This is a genomic window from Leptospira bourretii, assembly GCF_004770145.1.
In the GTDB taxonomy this organism is placed as follows: Bacteria; Spirochaetota; Leptospiria; order Leptospirales; family Leptospiraceae; genus Leptospira_A; species Leptospira_A bourretii.
Genome location: NZ_RQFW01000024.1, coordinates 108,925 through 129,440, shown reverse-complemented (window position 1 = coordinate 129,440; position 20,516 = coordinate 108,925). Strand labels below are relative to the sequence as shown.

The window sequence follows — 20,516 nt, the reverse complement described above, 5'->3', positions numbered from 1 at the left end:
AATTTGGAATTGATTTTGAATCGATCTCCATATATGTGTTAGTTGGTGATGAAAAAACAAGCAGTTTGTAGTGGAATCTGAGGGGAGATTCTAGTGTGAACTCCTAATGTATGTGTCAACTTTATGGTAGATTGATTTTCCTTTTTATTTCTAAATCTGTTAATTTTAGCTGAACTAATTTTCATTTGATTTTCCCAGTCACTTCTCAAGATGAGGACTGTTGGCTTTATGCGTAAAAGAATATACTTATCAATCCTAATCCATTCCACCTTCCTTTTGTTATTTGTTATCAATTGCAATAGTATTGTAAAACAAGAATGGAAGGATTCAGTTGCTTTCCAAAAATTTTGCGGATGTGTCACTCCTAAAGAGGAGAAAGCCGGCGACTATTTGGGGAGTTTACCCGTAGGTTCTTTGGATAAACTGGGAACTTCTGAATATTTGGAGAAATTGTATAAAGGTCTTCGCAGTGATTTTGAACACTCCGGAACTCCATTTGAAGAAGTAGGAGGAAGTCTTGTTGGAAAAGGGGTCGAACTCAAACGCATTGAAGATGATGAAAAAAGGTTACGAGAACTTTTAATTGTGATCGATGGGGACGTAGCTTTCCCATCTGGAAAATCAACTCTCACTCCAAAAGCAAAAGAACTCATCGCCAAAGTTGGGGACGCTATGGAAGCATACCCTGAAACCAATTGTCGAATTGGTGGACACACGGATAGTGTGGGTGCATTCTCAATGAACCTTAAGTTAAGTAAGGAACGTTCTCAATCCGTAAAACTTGAATTAAAACTAATTCACAGAATTGTGGAAGAACGTTTTAAGGAAGTGGATGGTTTTGCTGATTTACAGAAAATAGTAGATACAATGCTTGCGGAAAAGAAAAACCGTAGAACAGAAGTTTATGTTGGGACGGTTCGCATTGTTTATTAATTTCTGGAACCGTTTTTTTTCATCCTTACACTCCTTTGTATTTTTGATTTTCCTTTTGGGAATACTATTCCCTTTGTTTGCGGAAGAAACTTCTAAAGAATTGAACTCTCCTGAATCAAAACAAGAAGGAGGAGAGGTTGGAAACAAAACTTCTGTTCCCTTGGAAGATCGAGAAGATAACAAAACTAGAATGGATGTCTTCAACCAAGTGTATGAACATAGATTGATGTTCCGTGGTGGTTGGGGGATTGGAAAATTATCACCAGCCATTTTAAATGAAACAGGACCTGCTTGGTTTCAAAACTCTCTTTTTCGCCAAATCACAGAACCAGGGGCTCCTCTTTCGATTCCTTATAAACCAGCCAAAGAGTTGGGAGTGAATTCTCAATTTTGGGACATTCGGTACGGTTATAAAAACAAATTTGAAGTGCAGTTTGCAGAAGATACTTCGCTTGGTGTTTACAGTCGTGACCTTCCTGCATCCAATAACTTCTTTTCTCCAAGAACCGATACGTATTGGGCCAGTACCTTTGAAGGGAATCGGTTGCTTCGATTTGAAGGTGTAAGCCAACATTTACGATTTTCTTATACACATCCTTTTTCTAAAATCTTTATGATTGGGCCTTCCATCAATTTCCATCGTTATACGGAACGAAATAATATATCTTATGGTTCTTATTCGACAAGCCGGCCTGAAGCAGCTGTTCCCGATAAAGTCACTTGGTCCATCGGTGGGGATGCCAATGCGGAATATTCAATGAAAGGAATTTTACCTGGAATTTTTGCTAAATTTAAACTCCGTGATTGGTGGGAACTTCGGGCTCGTCTGGAATTGTTAGACCGAAAAGGCAACTTCTCCGTGTTAGGTTCTCAGATCATCCAAGAAGTGTTTTCTGATGGAAGTTCCAATTTAAATGTCGTGGTTCCTGCTTATGGTGGGAAGGTCAGAGACAAAGGAACCATTTTCAATTTAGAATCTTCCTTTCAATATTGTCGTTTTACTTTGGACATAGGAATGATCCGCCAAGATGTCAAACGAACCTATGATAGTTATTTAGGGGATACAATTGGGAACGTTCCAAGAAGTGATTATTCCGCAAGAAGTGTGTACATCGGGTTTGCAGAAATGTCTGATTCGATCAAACATACTGTGACGGAGTTTTATATTATGCCAGGTGTCTCTTTTTTCTACGACGAAGATAAAATTTACTAACAATATCCTTTTTCTCTATGCTCTTTGGTCCCGCTTTTCCAAATCCATCCGTAGGAGAGAAAATCACTCACTCTAAAAATGTTTGATTTTTCTTTCCATACAAACAATCTAATGGATGATGCGGTATTTTTTATTGATTAGTTTTTTTCTAATGATTGCTTGCGGAAATTCTTCTGACAATTCCAATCCCAACAAACAGGAATCAACAAGTTCCAACGACACAAAACGAATTATCTACTTTGGTGATTCACTCACTGCAGGGTATGGACTTCTTGATTTTGAAGACGCTTGGCCACATATTCTTACCAAACGAATCAAAGCAGAAGGTTATTCCTACCAAATGACAAATGCTGGCGTTTCGGGGGATACAACCAGTGGAGGCCTAGGGAGATTGGAATGGGTTTTGGCAGAAAAACCAACGGTTTTTGTATTAGAACTAGGTGCCAATGATATGTTACGAGGGATTAGTCCTTCGGTCACAAAAGAAAATTTACGTGCAATGATCCGACAAGTTAAATCCCAGTATCCTTCCACCAAAATATTGTTAGTTGGAATGTATGCCACTCCCAATATGGGAAAAAAATACGCTAAAGAGTTTAATTCCATTTATCCGGATTTATCTAAGGAAGAAGATGTTCCTTTGGTTCCATTTATTTTGGAAAAAGTAGCCTCCATTCGCAAACTCAACCAAAAGGATGGGATTCATCCAACGGAAGTTGGACACAAACTAGTGGCAGACACAGTTTATCCTTATCTGAAACCATTACTCGTAAAATAATTTGATTGGAGTCAAATAATGACTAGCCCCTTTCCTATCCCGAGTTTTGCCGAACGTTGTAAGTCATCCGCAAAACAATCATTTGGTGCATCTTTCTCTCATCCTTTTGTTCGTGCTCTTGCTGATGGATCTCTAAATCCCAAAATCTTTCGTTTTTATCAAATCCAAGATGCCAAATATTTAGAATCCTTTTCAGATGCCTGTGCCATTTTATCCACCAGGGTCACAGATCCGGAAGATAAACTTTGGCTGATTGATGCCGCAAGGATGGCCCTTGTGGTGGAAGGCCAACTTCACATGGGTTATGGAAAAACTTTGGGTTATGATGCCAAAACCATTGCCGAAACAGAACCAACTCCGAATAATTTAGCCTACCAAAACCATATGATTGCTTCCGTTGTCAAAGGGTCGGTGGTGGAAGGATTTGCTGCCATAACCCCTTGTCCTTGGCTTTATATTGACCTTGGCCAATATCTACTCAAAGAAAAAGGAAAGATTCCAGAAGACCATCCTTATGCTTCTTGGCTTCTCATGTATTCCGATCCTGGGTTCAATGAATATATGACAGGTCTTTTGAGTCGATTGCAAAAGTATGCCGACCTTGCCGATGAGGATTCCAAAAAAAGGGCAGTGCTTGCCTTCCAACAAAGTTGTAATTATGAGTGGATGTTTTGGGAACAAGCTTGGACAGAACAAAATTGGCCATCCCGCTAAATAACAGTTAGTTGGTTCTTGTTTTGCCTCTAAAAGTTTAGTTTGGAGGTGGGAGAATCCCTTATGACCTCCAATTTTCCTTTGCAATTTTCGACTTTTTTCCTTGCCGATTTGCTAAGATTCCAAATGATGGTTTCACAAACCTTCTGCGGGAATAGCTCAGCGGTAGAGCATCTCCTTGCCAAGGAGAGGGTCGCGGGTTCAAGTCCCGTTTCCCGCTAATGAAGGTACGCTTCTTTTTCTTTCCACTACACTCTCTTTATTTACACTGGATATAATACGATGGAATTTACGGCAAAAAAAAATAACAACGCAACCTGTGACTTAAGCATTCAATTTAGCGCTGAAGAAGTCCGAACTGCCTACTCTAAGGCTTACAAAAATGCATCTGAAAAAGTAAAAATCCCCGGTTTTCGTCCCGGAAAAGCACCACTGAATATGGTCGAAAAAGTTCTTGGTGATTCGGTTATGGATGATGCAGCCAACATTATGCTGAACCAAGCAATGGCAGACCTATTTGATAAATTGGAACACAAACCAATTCGCCTGCCACAATTCCAAATGGAAACATTTGATAAAAATACTGGTGCCAAAGCCAAAGCAACTTACGACACCAAGCCAGAAGTCACCTTACCAAAGTTAAAGAAGATTAAAATCCAACCCAAAGAAATTAAAATTTCTGACGCGGACATTCAAAAAGAATTGGAAGGGATCCAAAAAAATATGGCTCGTAACTCTTTGAAGGAAGAGGGCGAACCAGTGGAATCCGCTGACCTTTTAGAAATTAATTATAAGTTTAAAGAATCAGACAAAGAATACCCAGAACAAGGCCAAGTCGGAAAATTCCAAATGGGTGCTCCCCAAAACCCTCCTGGTTTTGAAACAAACCTCCTTGGAATGAAATTAAACGAAACAAAAGAGTTTTCATTCACATATCCTGACTCTTACCCACAATCTCCTGAATCTGCGGGAAAAACCATTGTTTATACAGTAACTGTTTCTGCGATTTACAAAGTCACTTATCCAGAGATCAATGATGACTTTGCATCCGAAGTTGATGGTTCAGCCAACTTACAAGAGTTAAAAGAAAAAACCAAAAAACAACTCGTTGAAATTTTTGGTAACGCACTCACTAAACGTGCCACTGATGATGCGTATAACGAAATCATCAAAGAATCCAAATTTATCATTCCTGAATCTTTAATTTACGAAGAAACAGAAACCGTTTTCCAAAACTTTATGCGTGAATTTGGCCTTCCTGTATCTTCGCTTGCTGACTACGCAAAACGATTGAACAAGGAAGAAAAAGAAGTTCGCGAATCTTTCTCAAAAGCAGCTGAAAAACGCATCCAAACCTATATTTTGAAGCAGAAAATCGCGGAAGACCACAAAATCCAGATTTCTGACGAAGAAGTAGAAGCGGGATACGAAAAAGAAGCGGTTACACAAGGAATTCCTGCCGAAACCCTTAAAAAAGAAGTCCAAAAACAAAAGGCGGAAACCTACTACCGTGACAAATTCCTGTTTGATAAAATCGACGAGTTTGTATACGCTGAGGTAGAAAAGAAGTCGCCTAAGACTATTTCAACGGAAGAAGCTGAGAAAATTCTTAGCGGGAAAGAAGAGTAAACTATGTCTACACTCATGCCTTATGTCATCGAACAAACAAGCCGTGGCGAACGCCAATATGATATTTTTTCACGGCTTTTGAAAGACCGGATCATTTTTCTTGGATCTGCCATCGACGAAACCTATGCCAATGTGATTTCGGCACAGCTTTTGTTTTTGGAGGCTGAGAACCCTGACCGCGACATTTATCTCTACATCAATAGCCCTGGTGGGTATGTGAGTTCTGGCCTTGCGATTTACGATACCATGCAACTCATCAAACCTGAGGTAAGAACTCTTTGTATTGGACAGGCTTCCTCTATGGCAGCACTCCTCCTTGCAGGTGGGGCCAAAGGAAAACGTTCGGCACTTCCCAATTCTAGAATTATGTTACACCAACCTTATGGTGGAGCAGGCGGACAAGCATCCGATATCGAAATTTCAGCAAAAGAAATCATAAAGATCAAAGACAAACTCATCGATCTTTATGGAAGACATACAGGAAAATCTTCTGACCAAGTCCGAAAAGACACAGAGAGAAATTTCTTTATGAGCGCCGACGAAGCCAAAGAATACGGCATCATCGACAACGTCATCCAAGAACGCAAACAGATGCCACAAGCTTAAAAGAGGGGCTCACATCATGACCAAACGTCCAAGCCAAACGGGTAATTCCAGAGAAAAATTACATTGTTCTTTCTGCGGAAAGGCCCAAGACGAAGTAAGAAGGCTTGTCGCTGGTCCTGGTGTTTATATCTGTGATGAGTGCATTTCTTTATGTAATGAAATCATCGCAGAAGAACCGCAAGGTGGTGAAAAAACTGCCATTGTCGGTGACATTCCGAAACCAACCGAAATCAAAAAAATCTTAGACCAGTATGTGATTGGCCAAGAACAAGCCAAAAAAGCTTTGTCAGTTGCCGTTTACAATCACTACAAAAGAATCTTTCATAACGAACGTAAGGCGGGAGATGTGGAATTGGAAAAATCCAATATCATGCTCATCGGTCCTACTGGTTCTGGAAAAACTCTTCTTGCCCAAACTCTTGCTCGTATCTTAAAAGTTCCATTTGCTATCGTGGATGCAACGGCACTTACAGAAGCAGGATATGTGGGAGAAGATGTGGAAAACATCATCCTGAAACTCATTCAAAATGCAGACAATGATGTCAAACGTGCTGAGATGGGAATCATCTACATTGACGAAATTGATAAAATTTCTCGTAAGTCTGATTCCGCATCCATCACTCGTGATGTGAGTGGAGAAGGTGTACAACAAGCTCTTCTTAAAATCATTGAGGGAACTGTTGCCAATGTGCCACCACAAGGCGGCCGTAAACACCCACACCAGGAATACATTCCAGTCGAAACCAAAAACATTCTCTTTATTTGTGGGGGAGCGTTTGTGGGTCTGAGTGATATCATCAAACAACGAGTTGGTGTCAAATCAATCGGATTCCATTCCAACGAAATCGTAAATGACAAAGGCCGTAAAATCGAAGAAGGGGAATCTGTGGTTCATCATGTGATTCCTGATGACCTAATGAAGTTTGGTCTGATCCCAGAATTTATTGGAAGACTTCCGATCATTGCCACTCTGGATGAACTCACCATAGAAAGTCTCAAATCCATTTTTACGGAACCAAAAAATTCCCTTCTCAAACAATACCAAAAGATGTTCGATATTGAGAATGTAAAACTTAAGTTCACTGAATCGGCGATTGAGGCCATTGCTCAGACCGCTATCAAACGAGAAAGTGGTGCTCGTGGACTTCGTGCCATCGTTGAAGAGATCATGATGGAGCTCATGTTCCAAATTCCTTCACGTAAGGATGTATTGGAAGTAGTTGTGACTGATGAAACAGTTCTGAAAAAAGAAGCTCCGATTACCATCCTCAAAGGTGATATCGAAAAAATCGCTTAGAGTTCCAAAAACAAACTCTGGATTCGAAATCTAAAATTTTGGATCTTGAGAAATGATAAAAAACCTATCGTAACGATAGGTTTTTCTTTTTAAGGAGTAACGTATGTTAGATTCCGATTCAATCCAAAACAGATTCCACAGATTCTCTCTGCCATCTAAAATTCGATTCCAAATGATTGTTTTACATTTTTGTTTAGGGTTCTCTTTTTCTCAGTGCCAACTTGGAAAAGTCACAGAACCAAATGCCACGGCAAAGGACCAAACTCAAATCCTAGATTCTAGTGTGTCTTCCTCGCATTTAGAGTGGCAAAAAATCAAAGAAACTGTTTGGATCCACCGCAGTTTTGGAGAGTTCCAAGGTCAGGTCTTTTCGGCCAATGGCCTTGTGATTCTTTTAAACAAAGGAGCTGTTGTCATTGACACACCTTGGACGGAATCACAAACAGAAGAATTATTTTCTGAGATCCAAACTAAGTTCCAAAAAGAAATTTTGTTTTTAATTGTGACTCATGCACATGACGACCGTATGGCGGGGGTTCCTCTCTTCCAAAAACGAAACATCCCAGTCTATAGCACTTCCTTAACAGCGAAACTCGCAAAGGAAAGAGGATTTGGAAAAACAAATCCTATCCTTGACATCCAAACAAGGTTTGCTCTGGGAAATGAATCAATAGAAGTTTTTTTTCCAGGGCATGGACATTCCGCTGACAATATTGTGGTATGGCTTGCCCAAACTCATATCCTCTTTGGGGGTTGTTTGGTGAAGGCTTTGGATGCAGAAAACTTGGGGAATGTAAAGGAAGCCGATTTAAATGAATGGCCAAATTCTGTGAAAAGGATTCTTTCTCGTTATCCAGATGCGGAAGTTGTGGTTCCCGGTCATGGCGACTGGGGGAAGTTGGATTTACTTCGCCATACGATTCGTTTACTTGTTTCGCCGAACCACTAAAATCGAAAGTTTTTCCATCGGATTTGTGAGATTTCGTTCCGCACCTAAAGCGCTCATCTTTTTGGCAATGGCCAGTAACATCTGTCTGGATGAACTTGGTTTTAAATCCAAAAGATAATCCACAAACTCTTCCATAATTTCAAAGGAGGTGAGCCCAAACTGTGTTAGAGTTCTGTCACTCGCCCAAACCAAATAATCTCCAATTTCAATCCCATCTGCAATGGAAAGCGGATGTTTGTGATTGGGATACCAATGGTCATCTCCACTTCCTTCAATCACTTGGATTCCGTGGTCAGAGAATTGAAAGATAGGCATGTCCATATAATGCAGAAAAGACATTTTATCTTCTCGGTTTGGTATCACAAAAGCTGAGATTTTTAATTTTAAAAAAGTAAACTGGTGGAGTGCCAGTTTTAGTTTTTCCAAAATTTCTTCTGTTGAAAAAATTCCATCACCAAAAGAAGAGATGATTCCATGAATAAAAACTTTTTCAGAGGATTCTAGGATCCCTGGTTCCAAATGCCCCGCGAGGATCCCAAAAATTCCATCTTTTGCTCTGACAATCCGAATGTAATCTGCTCCCGCATAACGCATGACAGATGGAAAAACGGAAACATCAAAACCGTGAATTTTTGGAATCTGAATGTCAGGGATTTGTTTGTTCACTGAAGCGGCTTGGTTGGTTTTCCAATCAAACTTGTTTTCGAATTGTTCTTCCCCTAAACTTTCATCTCCTTGGAGGAGTGTGAAACGAACAGATTTATATATTTTATATTCTTCAGTGTCTTTTTTTAAATTCCGGATGTCTTTGGGAAGTTCGTCATCTTGGATGTGGGCAATTAAATGCAAAATATACTGATATAAAAATCCAAGAAAATAATACGTTAAAAAACCAATGGACAAAGAGAAAACAAAAGAAGAATAAACACCAACCAAATTAAAGTTAAGTGCATTTTCACCTTTGGGATTTTGCCAATGGGTGAATGTAAATTCTGCAAATAAAAAATGAATGATAAAAAAAAGAAAACTGATGATCCCTAATAGTACGGGAAGTTTAACTCGAAAACTCATTTGCGATCTGTTGTTTCCAATACTTTCATAATGATGGCTGAAAGAAAGAATAGAAAACTAAGAGGAACCAGTAACATTAACATAGAAAAAACATCGGGGCCTGGAGATAAAACGGCAGACACAACCGCAATGATGAGAACTGCCTCTCTCCATCTAGAAATCAAAAACCTAGAAGAAAGGATTCCAATCCTACCTAGTAGGATGAGGACGATGGGCAATTGGAAGGAAGCACCAAACACTAGGTGCAAATTAAAAAACAAATCGTAGTATTCGTCAATCGGTAAATAAGGATCCACTCCATCGGGTCTGAGCACCACTAGGAAAACCCGAAGGAAGTTTTCAAAGACAGTAAACCAACAAAGGGCAAGCCCCGACCAAAAGAGTAAGGTGGAAAAAAGGATGATGAACTTTCCCCATTTTTCAGTCCTTGGGTCCACGGCAGGTGCGATGAATCCCCAAAGGATGTATAAGAGAAATGGCAAAGAAACAAGAACCGATAAGATAAACGAAGTTTTGAGATAAATCAGAAACGGAGCCATAAGCTGGATCTGAAAAAAATGGGCATCGGGGCCGAGGACCGATTTATAGGGTTGGATGAGAAAGGTATGGATCTCACTTCCAAAATACAATGTTCCTACCATAAAGGCAGAGACCACTAAAATGGAATAAATGAGTCTTTGACGGAGTTCTTCTAAATGATCCCCCAGGGACATGTATTTTTCCCTGGTTTCGGAATCCTCCGGCAGTGGCAGTGCGGTTCTTTTTTTCCCGGCCAAGGTTTCTTCTTATGCTTTTTTCTTTTTTCCGGATTTGGAAGCGCTTGTGGAGGCTGACTTTGGTTCTTCTTGTGGAAAACTAGTTTGAGATGGCTCGTCTTCCTGGCCTGTTAAGGATTTCCGAAATTCTTTGATTCCAGAACCCAAATCTTTGGCAAGGCTCGGGAGTCGTTTTCCGCCAAAAAAAAGTAACGCTAAGAAGACGATGAGTGCAATCTCCCATGGTCCCAAATTAAAAAAAGCAATAGGTGCTTGAAAAGAAAACGGATTGGATGGCATATTTCCCTCTTAAGGCAAGAGTTATGCAAACGAATCTAGAAGCAAGCGGAATGATAGAATTCTTTAAGGTCTTGCCCAATCTATTTTCCGGTGGGGTCTACTTAACAGATCCAAAAACTGGTCAGATTTTATTTTCAAACGATTTTTTTAAAAACAATTTGGGTTGTGATAAGTCAGGAGAGGACTGTCTGGAGTCGGATTTATTGTTATGGGTTGCCGAAGAAGACAAAACAAACTTTAAAGACCACTTTTTATCTCAAAACAAACATTATGATCGGGACACCATCACAGGAGATTACCGTTTCCTTATGCCGAATGAAGTTCTTGTTCGGTGGTTTCAATTTGAAAAGAGAAAAGTAAACATTCCGAATATGGATTCAGATTTACAAATTGTTTTTGTTCGTGATGTGACCAATGAAAAAACAAATGAAATCAATATTGTAGAGCAAATTCAATTTTTTCTTGGCCTATTTGAAAATGCATCGGTCGGAATGGCCTTACAAGATTGGGAAGGTGGATACTTCCGCATCAATCCAAGGTTTACAGAAATCACCGGTTATAGTTTTCAAAATTTAACAGATTTGAATATCAAACGAATCAAAGGGGAACCTATTTCCGAAGAAGAGATGGAATACTTTGGTTTTTTTAAAGAAGGGGCCGAAGAGTCAAGGTTAACTAGAAAAGACGGACGCCGAATCAGTGTTTATCGGCGAATTAGTGCCTTTCGTAACTCACAAGGCAAGCCTGATTTTTATTATGTATTTTTGGATGATGTGACTGAAAAAAAACAACTTGAATCTTATCAGTTACATTCTCAAAAAATGGAGACCATTGGAAGTTTGGCAACAAACATTGCCCATGACTTAAATAATTACCTCCAACCCATCCATGTTTTTTCTCAGTTAGGGGAAGAACAAATTCAATCAGGAAAATTTGATCAAAGTCGAATTTTGGAATATCTGGAAAAAATCAGAATGGGCGCAGATAACGCGCGTTCAATGATCCACAGGATTATTAAATACTCTAAAGTAAAAGATGAGAACTCTGCGACAAAAATAGAAATTTCATCCGTAGTAGAATCATCCATCCCTTTGGTGAATGCTGGATTGCCAAAAAATGTGGAAGCCCAATTTGATTTTTACAAATCTCCTTTGTATACTAAATTAGATGCAGTTCGGTTTTCTAAAATTCTTTGTGAATTGACTTCGGGTGGACTCCTTGTTTGGGATGATCGAAAAAGAGGGCTTGTTAGGATCCAAACATCCTCAGCAGATGAATTCAAACTATTAGTTTCTATGGAATTTACAGGCCTTTCCTTACCCAGTCTTTCTGGGCTGAATACACTTGATTTTGTCAATTTTGGTGATGAAGAATTCCAGTGGGCAGGAATGCACCTAATCAATCGTTATGTGAAAAACTGGGGTGGTGAGTTCTATATCGAAAAACCTGAACCAATGACAGTCCTCATTCATATTTTTCTTCCTTTGGAAGAAGGACAAATTGTTTTGGGGACTCCACCGCATTCCCACGGAAACAATCCAAAAGATGTATGGTCAGAGATTTCTAAAAAGGAAATTTGGATCGTAGAAGATGACGAGGCAGCAAGTGAAGCAATTTGTTTTGTACTTTCACAGAAACAAGTTGTTCCTAAAGTTTTTCGAAGTTCGTCTATGGCTTTGGATGGACTAAAAGATAAAGCTCCAGATTTTATTTTATCTGATTATCGAATGCGGGAAATGAATGGCCTAAGCCTCATCCGTAAAATTAAAAAAACAAATCCTAAACTTTCTGCAGTTTTATATACAGGAAATATGGATGGACTTGATTCGGAGGAATTGGATGCAGAAGGGATATTGGTCCGATCTAAACCAATATCCGTTGATGAACTTTACGAAACTATTTTGTTATCGTTTGGATTTCTTTAGTTTTGGAGCTTCTTCCGCTCCCGTACTGTCTTTAATGAATTGAATGAGTTCCTTTTCAATTAACTCTTTGTCAGATTTTACATACTTTGAAAGTAAAACATGCGAACCGTTTTCAATTTTTAACAGCTTATTTTTTGGGTTTGGATTTTGTCCCGATTGAATCAAATCATAAACATGTAACATTGCCGGAACGGAAGCAACAAAATCATGTTCACTTTCTGATTTGTAGTAGTACATAAGTAAGGTGGGAGCTGTAATTTTTGGATATGGATTGTTATGATCCATAAACCGTTTTAAATCCAAGATATTTTGAATGGCTCCATAATATTGGTCAAGATACCAATATTTGGCTGATTCATCTTTCGGATCTGTTTTGGAAATTCGCATCTCACCTTTGATGGCATTGATAAAAGATTTTCCCCAATGAAATCTGAATATATGTGCAGTTGGATCATCAAAATCATAAAATGGAGAAGCAAGTACTAGTGAATCCACAAGTTCAGGGTGTTTCGCTGCTAAATACGATGCGATGTTTCCTCCCATACTGGTTCCAATGAGAACTGTTTTTTGTCCGAGCTCTCTTGCGTAAATCAAACTGTCTTCGGCATCTTGGAGATAAGTTTGAAATTTTGTATTTAAGTGGTCTTCTGCATTTGTTCCATGCCCAGGTAATCTTAAGTAATAGGTATTGGCACCGAAGTATTCGGAAAGTTTGTTTGTAACTTCTTCTCCTTCCCCACGGCTTGCACCAAATCCATGAATATAGACAATGGCAATAGGAGTTTTTTCTTCTGAAACTCGCACTAGAAGTTCTTCGTTGTTTGGTCTTGTATTTTCTTTGGCACTGATCTGCAGTTCGTTTTGGTAAAAGGTGTCAAAATTTTCGAATTTCCGAGAGGAATCATAATTGTATTCACTGATAGACCAGTTGTAAGTGGATACGAGGAATGAAGATAGAATGAGAGTGATGGCAATCACCCATTTGATTATTATTCTCATCGAGGTTCTCTTGTTACGAAAGTTAAATATAACAAATGCAGGATTTCTGTTACTAATTCAAGTCAATTTGTTTGTTTTCTGTCACAAACCGACAGAGACCATCCAACTCTGGATGACACCACCGCCAGAAGTAGCAAAAACTGCCGCCGTGTATGGTGAAATTAGAAATCCTTTCGCGGTGGATGTGGAGATTCGAAACATTCTCTGCAATGATTACAAAATTGTTGAATTCCATGAGACCTCCATCGACAACCAAACCCAAGTGGCAAAGATGCGTAAGTTGGAATATCCTATCCTTTTAAAAACAAACCAGACAATCCAATTGATGAGATCTGGTAAACATTTGATGTTATATGAGAAAATAAAACGTTCGGAAAAAATGGAATTAGAACTGGAGTTTTCAAATGGAGAAAGAAGAGTCGTTATAGTAGAAGAGCGTTCTTTATGAAAAAAATGTTTATCTTAGTTTTGTTTGTTGGGTTTTTTTTGGTAGGTTGCGGATCTGCTTTTGAATTTACTGATCTCCCAATCGGTGGGAATGTCGATGCAAAAGATAAATCGGGAAATTTGGTTTCGTTTCGATCTTTCCCCGAACCAGTGTTACTTGTATTTTTTGGGTACACATATTGTCCTGATTTTTGTCCCAATACATTGGCCAAAATTAAAGCCGCAGTAGAACCTCTTACCGAAGAAGAAAAAACAAAATTTAAAGTGGTTTTTATCTCAGTAGATCCAGTGCGTGATTCTCCAGAGACAACTACCAAGTATGTGCAGTTTTATTTACCTCAATCGGTTGGACTTTCTTTTTCTGCAGATACAACAAACCAAATCTTAAAACAATATGCCGCATATGTGCAAAAAACAGAAGATGGCCAAAGTATTGACCATTCCACTTATATTTATGTTTTGGACAAGAATCGGAAGACTCGAAAACTAATCAAGTCCACCGATTCCAAAGAGGTGATCACAAAATCCATACAGAAGTTAAGCGGCAATTCCGTTGAGTCGAAGTAAAGCATCAATCTCTGGATCTTTTCCGTAAAAATCACGAAAAAGATCCATTGCATTTCCTGAGCCACCTTTTTCTAAGACAGTTTTTCTAAAATGCGCCGCATGGTCTAAATCGAAGACCCCTCTATCAACAAACGAATAGTAGGCGTTCGCAGAAAGTAGTTCTGCCCATTTGTAAGAATAATAACCCGCAGCATAGCCACCAGCAAAGATATGGGTAAAGGAATTTTGGAATTTATTATAAGCAGGAGGGAATACGACAGAGAATTCTTTTCGAACTTGGTCTAAAATTTCCTGAACTCTGGTTTCTGTTGGTTTTTCCATGTGAATCAACATATCAAACTTTGCAAATTCCAACTGTCTGACAACCCCCATGGCCGACATAAAGTTTTTGGCTTTTACCATAGTTTCGATATATGAATTTGGAATTGGTTCTTTTGTTTCGTAGTGTTTTGCAAAGAGTTCCAAAACTTTAGGTTCATAAGCAAAGTTCTCTAAAAATTGAGAAGGGAATTCTACTGCATCCCATTCAACTCCGTTTACTCCACTCACAAAAGCTTCCTTCACACGGGAAAGAAGGTGGTGGAGGGCATGGCCTAGTTCATGGAAGAGAGTCACCACATCACTGGGCCGAAGTAACGAAGGTTGCGTCTTTGTGGCTTTCGGAAAACTCGCAACAACAAAGGCAACGGGAAGTTCTGTTTTTCCTGTTTCATCTTGGAAATGAGGTTTCCAATTGTGCATCCAAGCACCGCCCTTTTTTTCTGTTCGGACTTCTAGATCCAAATACAAACGTGATCTAGTTTCTCCTTCCACGATGAGGTCATAACAAAGGACAGATGGTTCCCAAACGGATGTGTTCACTTGTTGGAATTGAATGCCTAAAAGTTTTTCTAAAAATAAAAAGGTTCCTTGGATCACAGTTTCTTTTTCAAGGTAAGGTCGATAAATTTCTTCATCATAAGAAAAGGATTCTTTTTTTAATTTTTCGGAATAGTATGTAAGATCCCAAGGTTCTAAGTCAGTATGTCCCAACTTTTTAGCAAAATTTTTAATTTCGTTTAGTTCTTGTAATGCGATAGGTTTAGCTTTTTTTCCTAGATGGTCTATGAATTCAATGACTTGTTCCGGGTTATCCGCCACTTTGGTTGCCAAACTCAAATGAGCAAAAGTGGAAAAACCAAGAAGTTTCGCTTCCTTTTCTCTAAGTTCCAAAATTTCTTCCATTAATTTTCCGTTTTCTGGAGCACGAGTACAATAACCATCGTATAGTTTTTTTCTAATTTCTCGATTTTCTCCATAAGTCATATAAGCAATGTAAGATGGGAAGTGTAGGGTAAATAAATAACTTCCGTCCTCTTGTTTTGCTGATAATTTTTCACTTTCGGGAAGTCCTTTTACTTCTTCTTCCGAAAGTTTAAGAGAAAATGCATTGGTGGCATTGAGAACATTTTGTGAAAATTGGTTCGAAAGGTCTGACAATCGAATGAGAAGTTGTTTGAGTTCTTCTTTTATTTTTGTATCCAGTCCCACCCCGGACAATCGAAAGTCTCGGATTTCATTTTCTAATACTTTTTTAGCTTCTTTTGTCAATTCTGATTCTGTTGATTGGATTTTTAAGAATGTAGAAAAGATATCTTCGTTTTGTCCAAGGTCTGTATAGTATTCGCTGAGTTTGGGTAATAGCCGGCTGTAGATGGTTTGGCTTTCTTCGTTGTTTTTCACAGAGTTGAGATGTGAAATCTCTGTCACAAGATCCCCCAGTTCTGTTTGGATTCTTTGGTAAGGTTTTACAAAGTTTTGAAATGTAGGTTTATCTATTTGTAATAAAGATTGAATGAAGCTTTTGTTAGACTCCATTTTTTCTAAAATGGCAGATTCTTTTTTAGGAAGATTTTCAGAATGAAATTCAGGAAACATAACGACCTCTATGAATTTAGACTCGATTTCGATTGGTACATCGTCAGTTTGGAAGTAGAGGGAAAGGATGCCACCGGAAAAAAGTAAAATTGTTTTCTTTGATGGGGTTTGTCATTTGTGTATGGGATCGGTTCAGTTCCTTTTAAAAAATAACCAAAAAGAAAATTTATACTTTTCTGCGATTGGTTCAGAGACTTACCATTCCTTGTTTTCAAAAGAAAAATCATCAAAACTCCCTGATAGCATTTTGTATTGGAAGGAGGGGACTTTGTATTTAGAATCCGATGCCATTTTGCAATTGGTTCGGGAACTAAAATTCCCTTGGTTTATTTTGTTTGGGTTTTGGATCATCCCAAAAATGATTCGAAATCCTATTTATCAGTTCATAGCCAAACGACGATATGTTTGGTTTGGCAAAGCTGATGCCTGTATGGTTCCCTCACCAAACATAAAAAAACGATTTTTGAGTTAAGGTTCTGTCGTTTTGACTAACCTAAGATTTAGTTTTTTGTTTCGATCATACGCATAAACAGAGAAAACTTCTCCCACGGGTTCCCAGTGGACTCCCATCCCTTTCCAAAGCTGATAATCAGAATCGGAAACAATCAAATATCCCTTTGTCGTTTGGGCCTCTGTCCAACTGATTTCTTTGATGGGACGATTGTAGTAAAATGCAAAACTTGGAATTCCATGGGCTCCAAATGAATTTAATGTTTTTTCTTTTGGGACGTATTCGTTAATGATTCCGGCTAAATTTTTTGTATCCTGTCTGATTTCAGCAAACTTAGGTAAGATCACAAAAGATATGATGGTTAACATTACAAGTGCTACAGTTAGGTAGATCCGATACATATAGATTTGGTTGTGTTTTCTTGAAAGTTGGTCTCCCAGTAGAATGGAAAGAATCGGATATGCGGATAGTGGATAAGATGGGAGTTTACTTGCCAAACCTTCATAAAATATCCAAGAAAAAACAAGTCCCAAGAGTAAAAAACGTTTTGGTGTAAATGTATAATCCATTTCTTTCCATTCCCAAGGAAAAAGATTTTTGAATATTTTTAATCCGTTCGTTTTGAGTAAGGCAAATAGTTTCCATCCATTTTCGTAGAGAAAGGAAAGATAAATTCTTGTCCAAGGGAAAAGTGTAACCACAAATAACATCAAATAGGTGCCCGGTGGACCTGATTGACCAAATACTGGATCAGTCGCACGACGAAAAATATACCAATCCAACATCCATCGGATGAGTGCTCCATTGTCTTTTTGCCAAGAGAAATATCCCCATAAAAATAGCGGAAGTGTCGCAACTGGTAACCATAAAAATGGATGGAGTTTCCAAATCTTCGACCGGATTTGATTGAAGCTCAAAAGGAGAGCGCAAGTCCCACCTAAAAAAATCAGAATGGGGGGCCCTTTGACAAGAAGTCCCAAACTCACACTGAACCAAAACAAAAATACGAATCTTTTTTTATTGGATTTGATCCAATGGTAAAGAGATACAAATCCAGACATTCCAAAAAATACTAAAAGAGAATCAACCAAGGCAATCTTTCCGTTCAATGGAAAGTATAATGAAAAACTTAGTATACTAAAGGCGTATAAGGCAGTCCTTGATCCAAACATAGTGTTTGTTAGATGATATGTTAACAAACTTGTTCCCAAAATACAAAGAGCTGGAAAGAAACGTAAAACCCATTCAGAAACCCCTAACAGTTTGAAAAAAAAGGAGGAGGTCCAAAAATGTAGAGGTGGTTTTCTATGAGGAGTAGAGTAGGGAAATTCCATCCTGAGATAATCTCCACTTTCCACCATCGTTCGAGAAAATCCTGCATAAGCTGCTTCGTCTTGGTCAACCAAGGGAGAGGAATTCCCATAAAATAAGAATACGGTTAGGACAAATAGAAGGATGAGGAAAGTGCGGTGGACTGATAAGAATTTCACAGTCTCACGAGAGAAAACCCACTCTTCTTTGTCAAAGCGGAATTGGATTTCTAATTTTGTATTCATTTTGTAACAAATCTGGAATCAAATTGGAAAAAAAGATCGATACAGTTGGATCATGCTTTTCAATGTTCCAGGCCCCATCGTCAACACCGAAAGGCAGACGGCGAGTAAACCTTCTTTGTGGAAGTATCGTTATGTTCTTGTTTTGGCCTCTTTACTTGGGATTTTGTTATTCTATCAACTAGCAGTTGTTATACTTCTTAGAAAAACAATCCTTCTCCCTTCTTCACCTTTCCAAGGATCCAAATTAGTCAATCCATACCAAAATTGGAATGGGGAAGGTCAGGAAAAAATATCCTTACATACTCATTCCGATGAAGTTTGGTTCACACCAGAAAGGCATACGGTTTCTGAAATTATCTCAGAATACAAACGGGAAGGATTTTCAAATGTTGCCATCACAGATTATGGCCAAATTTCTGAGACAGAAAATCCAGAATACATTCGGGGCTTGGAATGGGGACAGAATGTAAAAAAACGCCATCTTTTAGCTATTGGTATCAAAAAATCTTTTTATGATTATTTCCCAATTTATGCAGCGAGAGAAAATCTCAATTGGGTGATGGACCGTATGCAAAAGTTAGGTGGATATGTGATCATTCCTCATCCTAAATTATTTGATTCCTTTTCCAGAGAGGAGATCTCTTCTTTGGGAGGTTTTCAAGCTGTGGAAGTTTATTCTCCTTATGGAGATGACCCTAAAATTTTAGATTCTTTGCTTAGCCAAGGACGGAATGTTCATTGTATGGCAAGTGATGACCTGCATTATTTTCCTGAAACCTCAATCAAACGTTTTGACCAACCTGGTTGGAAGAATGCCATCCAAACTTTGGGGAACCAAAGAGGACGTAAAGGGGAAAGTTTTCTTCGGTATATTGTAACTGAAGAAGGAACCAAAGACCAGTCATCCGTTCTATCAGCACTCCAAACAGGTTCTTTTTATTGTGTGAAAAAGTTTTTTTATGGAGCGGACGATCCAAAGGTTCCTAAGATCCAAGTGACAAAGGATCAGACTATCCAATTGAATTCTAACGAACGTTATCTCGAAATCCGTTTTATCGGCCAAGCTGGGGAAGTTTTACAAGTGAATCCGGATACAAGTTTTGCCGAATATCGATTTCAAGAAAAGGATTCCTATGTCAGGTTGGAGATGATCGGCCTCACAGGGTCGATTCTCTCCAACGCAATTTATAGACAGTTGCTTTGATTAAGGAACGGTTTTGAAAACTAGGTTCCCTGCTGCAGAATCAATAGAATCCAAAAAGGTTTTATCGGAAACTTCATAAGTTTGGACATTGACTTGGCCACTTAGGGCACCTGCTGGGACAAATGTTCTTGTAAACGCTTCATCCACAGACATAAAATCAGCACCACCTTGAGTGGGACTTGGATATCCTACTGGGACTTGATTTGCTAACAATTGGTCTGTTACATAACCATTGATATCAAAAATGCCATAAGATAAACGAACTCCAGGGGTTGACGGTGTTTCGGGAATGGCACAAATAGTTGTGGGTTTTGCTGTTGTTTTCGTGATGGTTGCTTTTGCTGTTGTTAAAAATGGCGAATCAAATTTTTGCATATAAGCTAACACATAATAAACACTATCTCCAGCGCCTTGAGTTGTCGTACATGCATTTTTTAAAGTCACGATGGCTGGGTTAAGTGCTTCCAATTTGGAAAAATTCATTTTGACAGTAGATCGAAAACAAAGTTGTTTTCCCGAATCCACTTCTGTTAGAATGACTCTGCCTACTTTACTGATCCAGGCCGCATTTTCTGGACCATTTCTCCAGGTATATGTTTGGAGTTTTGTTCCGTAAATAGATTCATTTCCAGTATAACTTTCTGTAATTACATCTCCAACTGTAGCAAATTGAGGATTACCGAAATCAACCAAGCGGTAATAAATTAAAGCACCGTCATTTCCTAAGGTAGTTTCCGGATCATCAAAGAACAACTGTAAGGAGGGGGTAGACGCGCCAGTCTTTTTGATTTCAAAAAAATGATTAAATGTTTTGGTTCCCGTAAATGCAGTGGAAGCTATTCCAGAAATAGTTTGGCTGATTTTGATCGTCAAAGTGGCGGAACCAAATCCGCTTAAGTTGACGTTGTTTAAGACATCATTACGCGGAGCAGAATTATTGAAGTAACCTGCATTTTTTAGAGCAAGGATGAGAGAATCAATGATTCCCGAATTCCCTCGGGCCCAGGTTGCCGATTGGCGAACAAAACCCCAACTGTCGGCACTTGTTGCTGACCAAAGTTTTTCTGAGCCGACACCTAGTTGGATTGCTTGGCTAAAAAGATGGGTCAATTGTTCTTTTCGATCCAAACGAGTCAGTTTGTTAAAGTCGGAAAGTTGAAAGCTTAGCCCAAAAAAAATTAAGATGTAGAGGATCTTTTTCATGG

Annotated in this window: 20 protein-coding genes and 1 tRNA gene; 14 read left to right on the top strand and 7 right to left on the bottom strand. The window is 38.8% G+C overall.

Annotated features, from left to right (window positions below; all coding sequences use genetic code 11):
- Nucleotides 1-228: 228 nt before the first annotated feature.
- From EHQ47_RS19045 to bla, 9 genes are all read left to right on the top strand, one after another.
- Complete coding sequence (locus EHQ47_RS19045; RefSeq protein WP_135748692.1) at nucleotides 229-933, top strand: OmpA family protein; 705 nt, start codon at nucleotides 229-231, stop codon at nucleotides 931-933.
- Between the two features lie 100 nt (nucleotides 934-1,033).
- Complete coding sequence (locus EHQ47_RS19040; RefSeq protein WP_135777930.1) at nucleotides 1,034-2,146, top strand: hypothetical protein; 1,113 nt, start codon at nucleotides 1,034-1,036, stop codon at nucleotides 2,144-2,146.
- 115 nt (nucleotides 2,147-2,261) lie between these two features.
- A complete protein-coding gene (locus EHQ47_RS19035) occupies nucleotides 2,262-2,924 on the top strand; it encodes an arylesterase (RefSeq protein WP_135777869.1) in 663 nt (220 codons plus the stop codon).
- Nucleotides 2,925-2,942: 18 nt separating this feature from the next.
- Nucleotides 2,943-3,638 carry a TenA family protein gene (locus EHQ47_RS19030; protein WP_135748694.1) on the top strand — a complete coding sequence of 232 codons (696 nt, stop codon included), beginning with the start codon at nucleotides 2,943-2,945 and terminating at the stop codon, nucleotides 3,636-3,638.
- 148 nt (nucleotides 3,639-3,786) lie between these two features.
- Nucleotides 3,787-3,858, top strand: a tRNA-Gly gene (locus EHQ47_RS19025).
- A gap of 62 nt (nucleotides 3,859-3,920) precedes the next feature.
- Nucleotides 3,921-5,267, top strand: coding sequence for a trigger factor (gene tig, locus EHQ47_RS19020; RefSeq protein WP_135777867.1), 1,347 nt, complete (start codon nucleotides 3,921-3,923; stop codon nucleotides 5,265-5,267).
- A gap of 3 nt (nucleotides 5,268-5,270) precedes the next feature.
- On the top strand, nucleotides 5,271-5,873 hold the full coding sequence (gene clpP / locus EHQ47_RS19015; protein WP_100791427.1) for an ATP-dependent Clp endopeptidase proteolytic subunit ClpP: 603 nt from the start codon (nucleotides 5,271-5,273) through the stop codon (nucleotides 5,871-5,873).
- A 16-nt stretch (nucleotides 5,874-5,889) separates the two neighbouring features.
- The gene (gene clpX / locus EHQ47_RS19010; protein WP_135692497.1) at nucleotides 5,890-7,170 is read left to right on the top strand and encodes an ATP-dependent Clp protease ATP-binding subunit ClpX; all 1,281 of its coding nucleotides are present in this window, start codon (nucleotides 5,890-5,892) and stop codon (nucleotides 7,168-7,170) included.
- Nucleotides 7,171-7,273: 103 nt separating this feature from the next.
- Nucleotides 7,274-8,119, top strand: coding sequence for a subclass B1 metallo-beta-lactamase (gene bla, locus EHQ47_RS19005; protein ID WP_208727472.1), 846 nt, complete (start codon nucleotides 7,274-7,276; stop codon nucleotides 8,117-8,119).
- Here bla and rktP read toward each other — a convergent pair.
- The 3 genes from rktP to EHQ47_RS18990 all read right to left on the bottom strand — a co-directional run bounded on the left by rktP (nucleotide 8,096) and on the right by EHQ47_RS18990 (nucleotide 10,245).
- Nucleotides 8,096-9,190: an Arg-Lys translocation region protein phosphatase RktP gene (gene rktP / locus EHQ47_RS19000; protein WP_135777865.1), complete on the bottom strand. Its 1,095-nt coding sequence runs from the start codon at nucleotides 9,188-9,190 to the stop codon at nucleotides 8,096-8,098. The genes bla and rktP overlap by 24 nt on opposite strands.
- Nucleotides 9,187-9,903, bottom strand: coding sequence for a twin-arginine translocase subunit TatC (gene tatC, locus EHQ47_RS18995; protein WP_135777863.1), 717 nt, complete (start codon nucleotides 9,901-9,903; stop codon nucleotides 9,187-9,189). The genes rktP and tatC overlap by 4 nt, the downstream gene beginning before the upstream one ends.
- Nucleotides 9,904-9,975: 72 nt before the next feature.
- The gene (locus EHQ47_RS18990; protein ID WP_135777861.1) at nucleotides 9,976-10,245 is read right to left on the bottom strand and encodes a Sec-independent protein translocase subunit TatA/TatB; all 270 of its coding nucleotides are present in this window, start codon (nucleotides 10,243-10,245) and stop codon (nucleotides 9,976-9,978) included.
- Between the two features lie 23 nt (nucleotides 10,246-10,268).
- Between EHQ47_RS18990 and EHQ47_RS18985 the strand changes: the two genes are divergently transcribed.
- Nucleotides 10,269-12,170, top strand: coding sequence for a hybrid sensor histidine kinase/response regulator (locus tag EHQ47_RS18985; RefSeq protein WP_135748700.1), 1,902 nt, complete (start codon nucleotides 10,269-10,271; stop codon nucleotides 12,168-12,170).
- Here EHQ47_RS18985 and EHQ47_RS18980 read toward each other — a convergent pair.
- Nucleotides 12,150-13,169 carry an alpha/beta hydrolase gene (locus EHQ47_RS18980; protein WP_135748701.1) on the bottom strand — a complete coding sequence of 340 codons (1,020 nt, stop codon included), beginning with the start codon at nucleotides 13,167-13,169 and terminating at the stop codon, nucleotides 12,150-12,152. The two genes, EHQ47_RS18985 and EHQ47_RS18980, sit on opposite strands and share 21 nt — an antisense overlap.
- Nucleotides 13,170-13,179: 10 nt before the next feature.
- On the opposite strand from EHQ47_RS18980, the gene EHQ47_RS18975 reads away from it, so the two are divergent.
- Nucleotides 13,180-13,617, top strand: a complete 438-nt coding sequence (locus EHQ47_RS18975) for a copper chaperone PCu(A)C (protein WP_244290417.1) — start codon at nucleotides 13,180-13,182, stop codon at nucleotides 13,615-13,617.
- A complete protein-coding gene (locus EHQ47_RS18970; RefSeq protein ID WP_135748703.1) occupies nucleotides 13,614-14,183 on the top strand; it encodes an SCO family protein in 570 nt (189 codons plus the stop codon). The genes EHQ47_RS18975 and EHQ47_RS18970 overlap by 4 nt, the downstream gene beginning before the upstream one ends.
- On the opposite strand, the gene EHQ47_RS18965 is transcribed toward EHQ47_RS18970, so the two are convergent.
- Complete coding sequence (locus tag EHQ47_RS18965; RefSeq protein WP_135748704.1) at nucleotides 14,154-16,100, bottom strand: M3 family metallopeptidase; 1,947 nt, start codon at nucleotides 16,098-16,100, stop codon at nucleotides 14,154-14,156. The two genes, EHQ47_RS18970 and EHQ47_RS18965, sit on opposite strands and share 30 nt — an antisense overlap.
- Nucleotides 16,101-16,167: 67 nt before the next feature.
- Here EHQ47_RS18965 and EHQ47_RS18960 point away from each other — a divergent pair, with 67 nt between their 5' ends.
- A complete protein-coding gene (locus EHQ47_RS18960) occupies nucleotides 16,168-16,572 on the top strand; it encodes a thiol-disulfide oxidoreductase DCC family protein (RefSeq protein WP_135748705.1) in 405 nt (134 codons plus the stop codon).
- Here the strand turns inward: EHQ47_RS18960 and EHQ47_RS18955 are convergent.
- Nucleotides 16,569-18,107, bottom strand: a complete 1,539-nt coding sequence (locus EHQ47_RS18955; RefSeq protein WP_135748706.1) for an ArnT family glycosyltransferase — start codon at nucleotides 18,105-18,107, stop codon at nucleotides 16,569-16,571. The genes EHQ47_RS18960 and EHQ47_RS18955 overlap by 4 nt on opposite strands.
- A gap of 52 nt (nucleotides 18,108-18,159) precedes the next feature.
- On the opposite strand from EHQ47_RS18955, the gene EHQ47_RS18950 reads away from it, so the two are divergent.
- Nucleotides 18,160-19,311 (top strand): PHP domain-containing protein, encoded by a 1,152-nt coding sequence (locus tag EHQ47_RS18950; protein ID WP_135777859.1) that lies wholly within the window; start codon nucleotides 18,160-18,162, stop codon nucleotides 19,309-19,311.
- Here the strand turns inward: EHQ47_RS18950 and EHQ47_RS18945 are convergent, their stop codons facing one another.
- On the bottom strand, nucleotides 19,312-20,514 hold the full coding sequence (locus EHQ47_RS18945) for an LIC_12337 family protein (protein WP_135777857.1): 1,203 nt from the start codon (nucleotides 20,512-20,514) through the stop codon (nucleotides 19,312-19,314).
- Nucleotides 20,515-20,516 lie beyond the last annotated feature (2 nt).

What these genes read in the sequence shown, in the direction of transcription:
- clpP (WP_100791427.1), top strand. Translation starts at nt 5,271, where the DNA reads ATGTCTACACTCATGCCTTATGTCATCGAACAAACAAGCCGTGGCGAA.
- tatC (WP_135777863.1), bottom strand. Translation starts at nt 9,903, where the DNA reads ATGTCCCTGGGGGATCATTTAGAAGAACTCCGTCAAAGACTCATTTAT.
- EHQ47_RS18945 (WP_135777857.1), bottom strand. Translation starts at nt 20,514, where the DNA reads ATGAAAAAGATCCTCTACATCTTAATTTTTTTTGGGCTAAGCTTTCAA.
- EHQ47_RS19035 (WP_135777869.1), top strand. Translation starts at nt 2,262, where the DNA reads ATGATGCGGTATTTTTTATTGATTAGTTTTTTTCTAATGATTGCTTGC.
- EHQ47_RS18990 (WP_135777861.1), bottom strand. Translation starts at nt 10,245, where the DNA reads ATGCCATCCAATCCGTTTTCTTTTCAAGCACCTATTGCTTTTTTTAAT.
- tig (WP_135777867.1), top strand. Translation starts at nt 3,921, where the DNA reads ATGGAATTTACGGCAAAAAAAAATAACAACGCAACCTGTGACTTAAGC.
- EHQ47_RS18955 (WP_135748706.1), bottom strand. Translation starts at nt 18,107, where the DNA reads ATGAATACAAAATTAGAAATCCAATTCCGCTTTGACAAAGAAGAGTGG.
- bla (WP_208727472.1), top strand. Translation starts at nt 7,274, where the DNA reads ATGTTAGATTCCGATTCAATCCAAAACAGATTCCACAGATTCTCTCTG.
- EHQ47_RS18970 (WP_135748703.1), top strand. Translation starts at nt 13,614, where the DNA reads ATGAAAAAAATGTTTATCTTAGTTTTGTTTGTTGGGTTTTTTTTGGTA.
- EHQ47_RS19045 (WP_135748692.1), top strand. Translation starts at nt 229, where the DNA reads ATGCGTAAAAGAATATACTTATCAATCCTAATCCATTCCACCTTCCTT.
- EHQ47_RS18985 (WP_135748700.1), top strand. Translation starts at nt 10,269, where the DNA reads ATGCAAACGAATCTAGAAGCAAGCGGAATGATAGAATTCTTTAAGGTC.
- EHQ47_RS18965 (WP_135748704.1), bottom strand. Translation starts at nt 16,100, where the DNA reads ATGTTTCCTGAATTTCATTCTGAAAATCTTCCTAAAAAAGAATCTGCC.
- EHQ47_RS19030 (WP_135748694.1), top strand. Translation starts at nt 2,943, where the DNA reads ATGACTAGCCCCTTTCCTATCCCGAGTTTTGCCGAACGTTGTAAGTCA.
- EHQ47_RS18980 (WP_135748701.1), bottom strand. Translation starts at nt 13,169, where the DNA reads ATGAGAATAATAATCAAATGGGTGATTGCCATCACTCTCATTCTATCT.
- EHQ47_RS18950 (WP_135777859.1), top strand. Translation starts at nt 18,160, where the DNA reads ATGCTTTTCAATGTTCCAGGCCCCATCGTCAACACCGAAAGGCAGACG.
- rktP (WP_135777865.1), bottom strand. Translation starts at nt 9,190, where the DNA reads ATGAGTTTTCGAGTTAAACTTCCCGTACTATTAGGGATCATCAGTTTT.
- EHQ47_RS18960 (WP_135748705.1), top strand. Translation starts at nt 16,168, where the DNA reads ATGCCACCGGAAAAAAGTAAAATTGTTTTCTTTGATGGGGTTTGTCAT.
- clpX (WP_135692497.1), top strand. Translation starts at nt 5,890, where the DNA reads ATGACCAAACGTCCAAGCCAAACGGGTAATTCCAGAGAAAAATTACAT.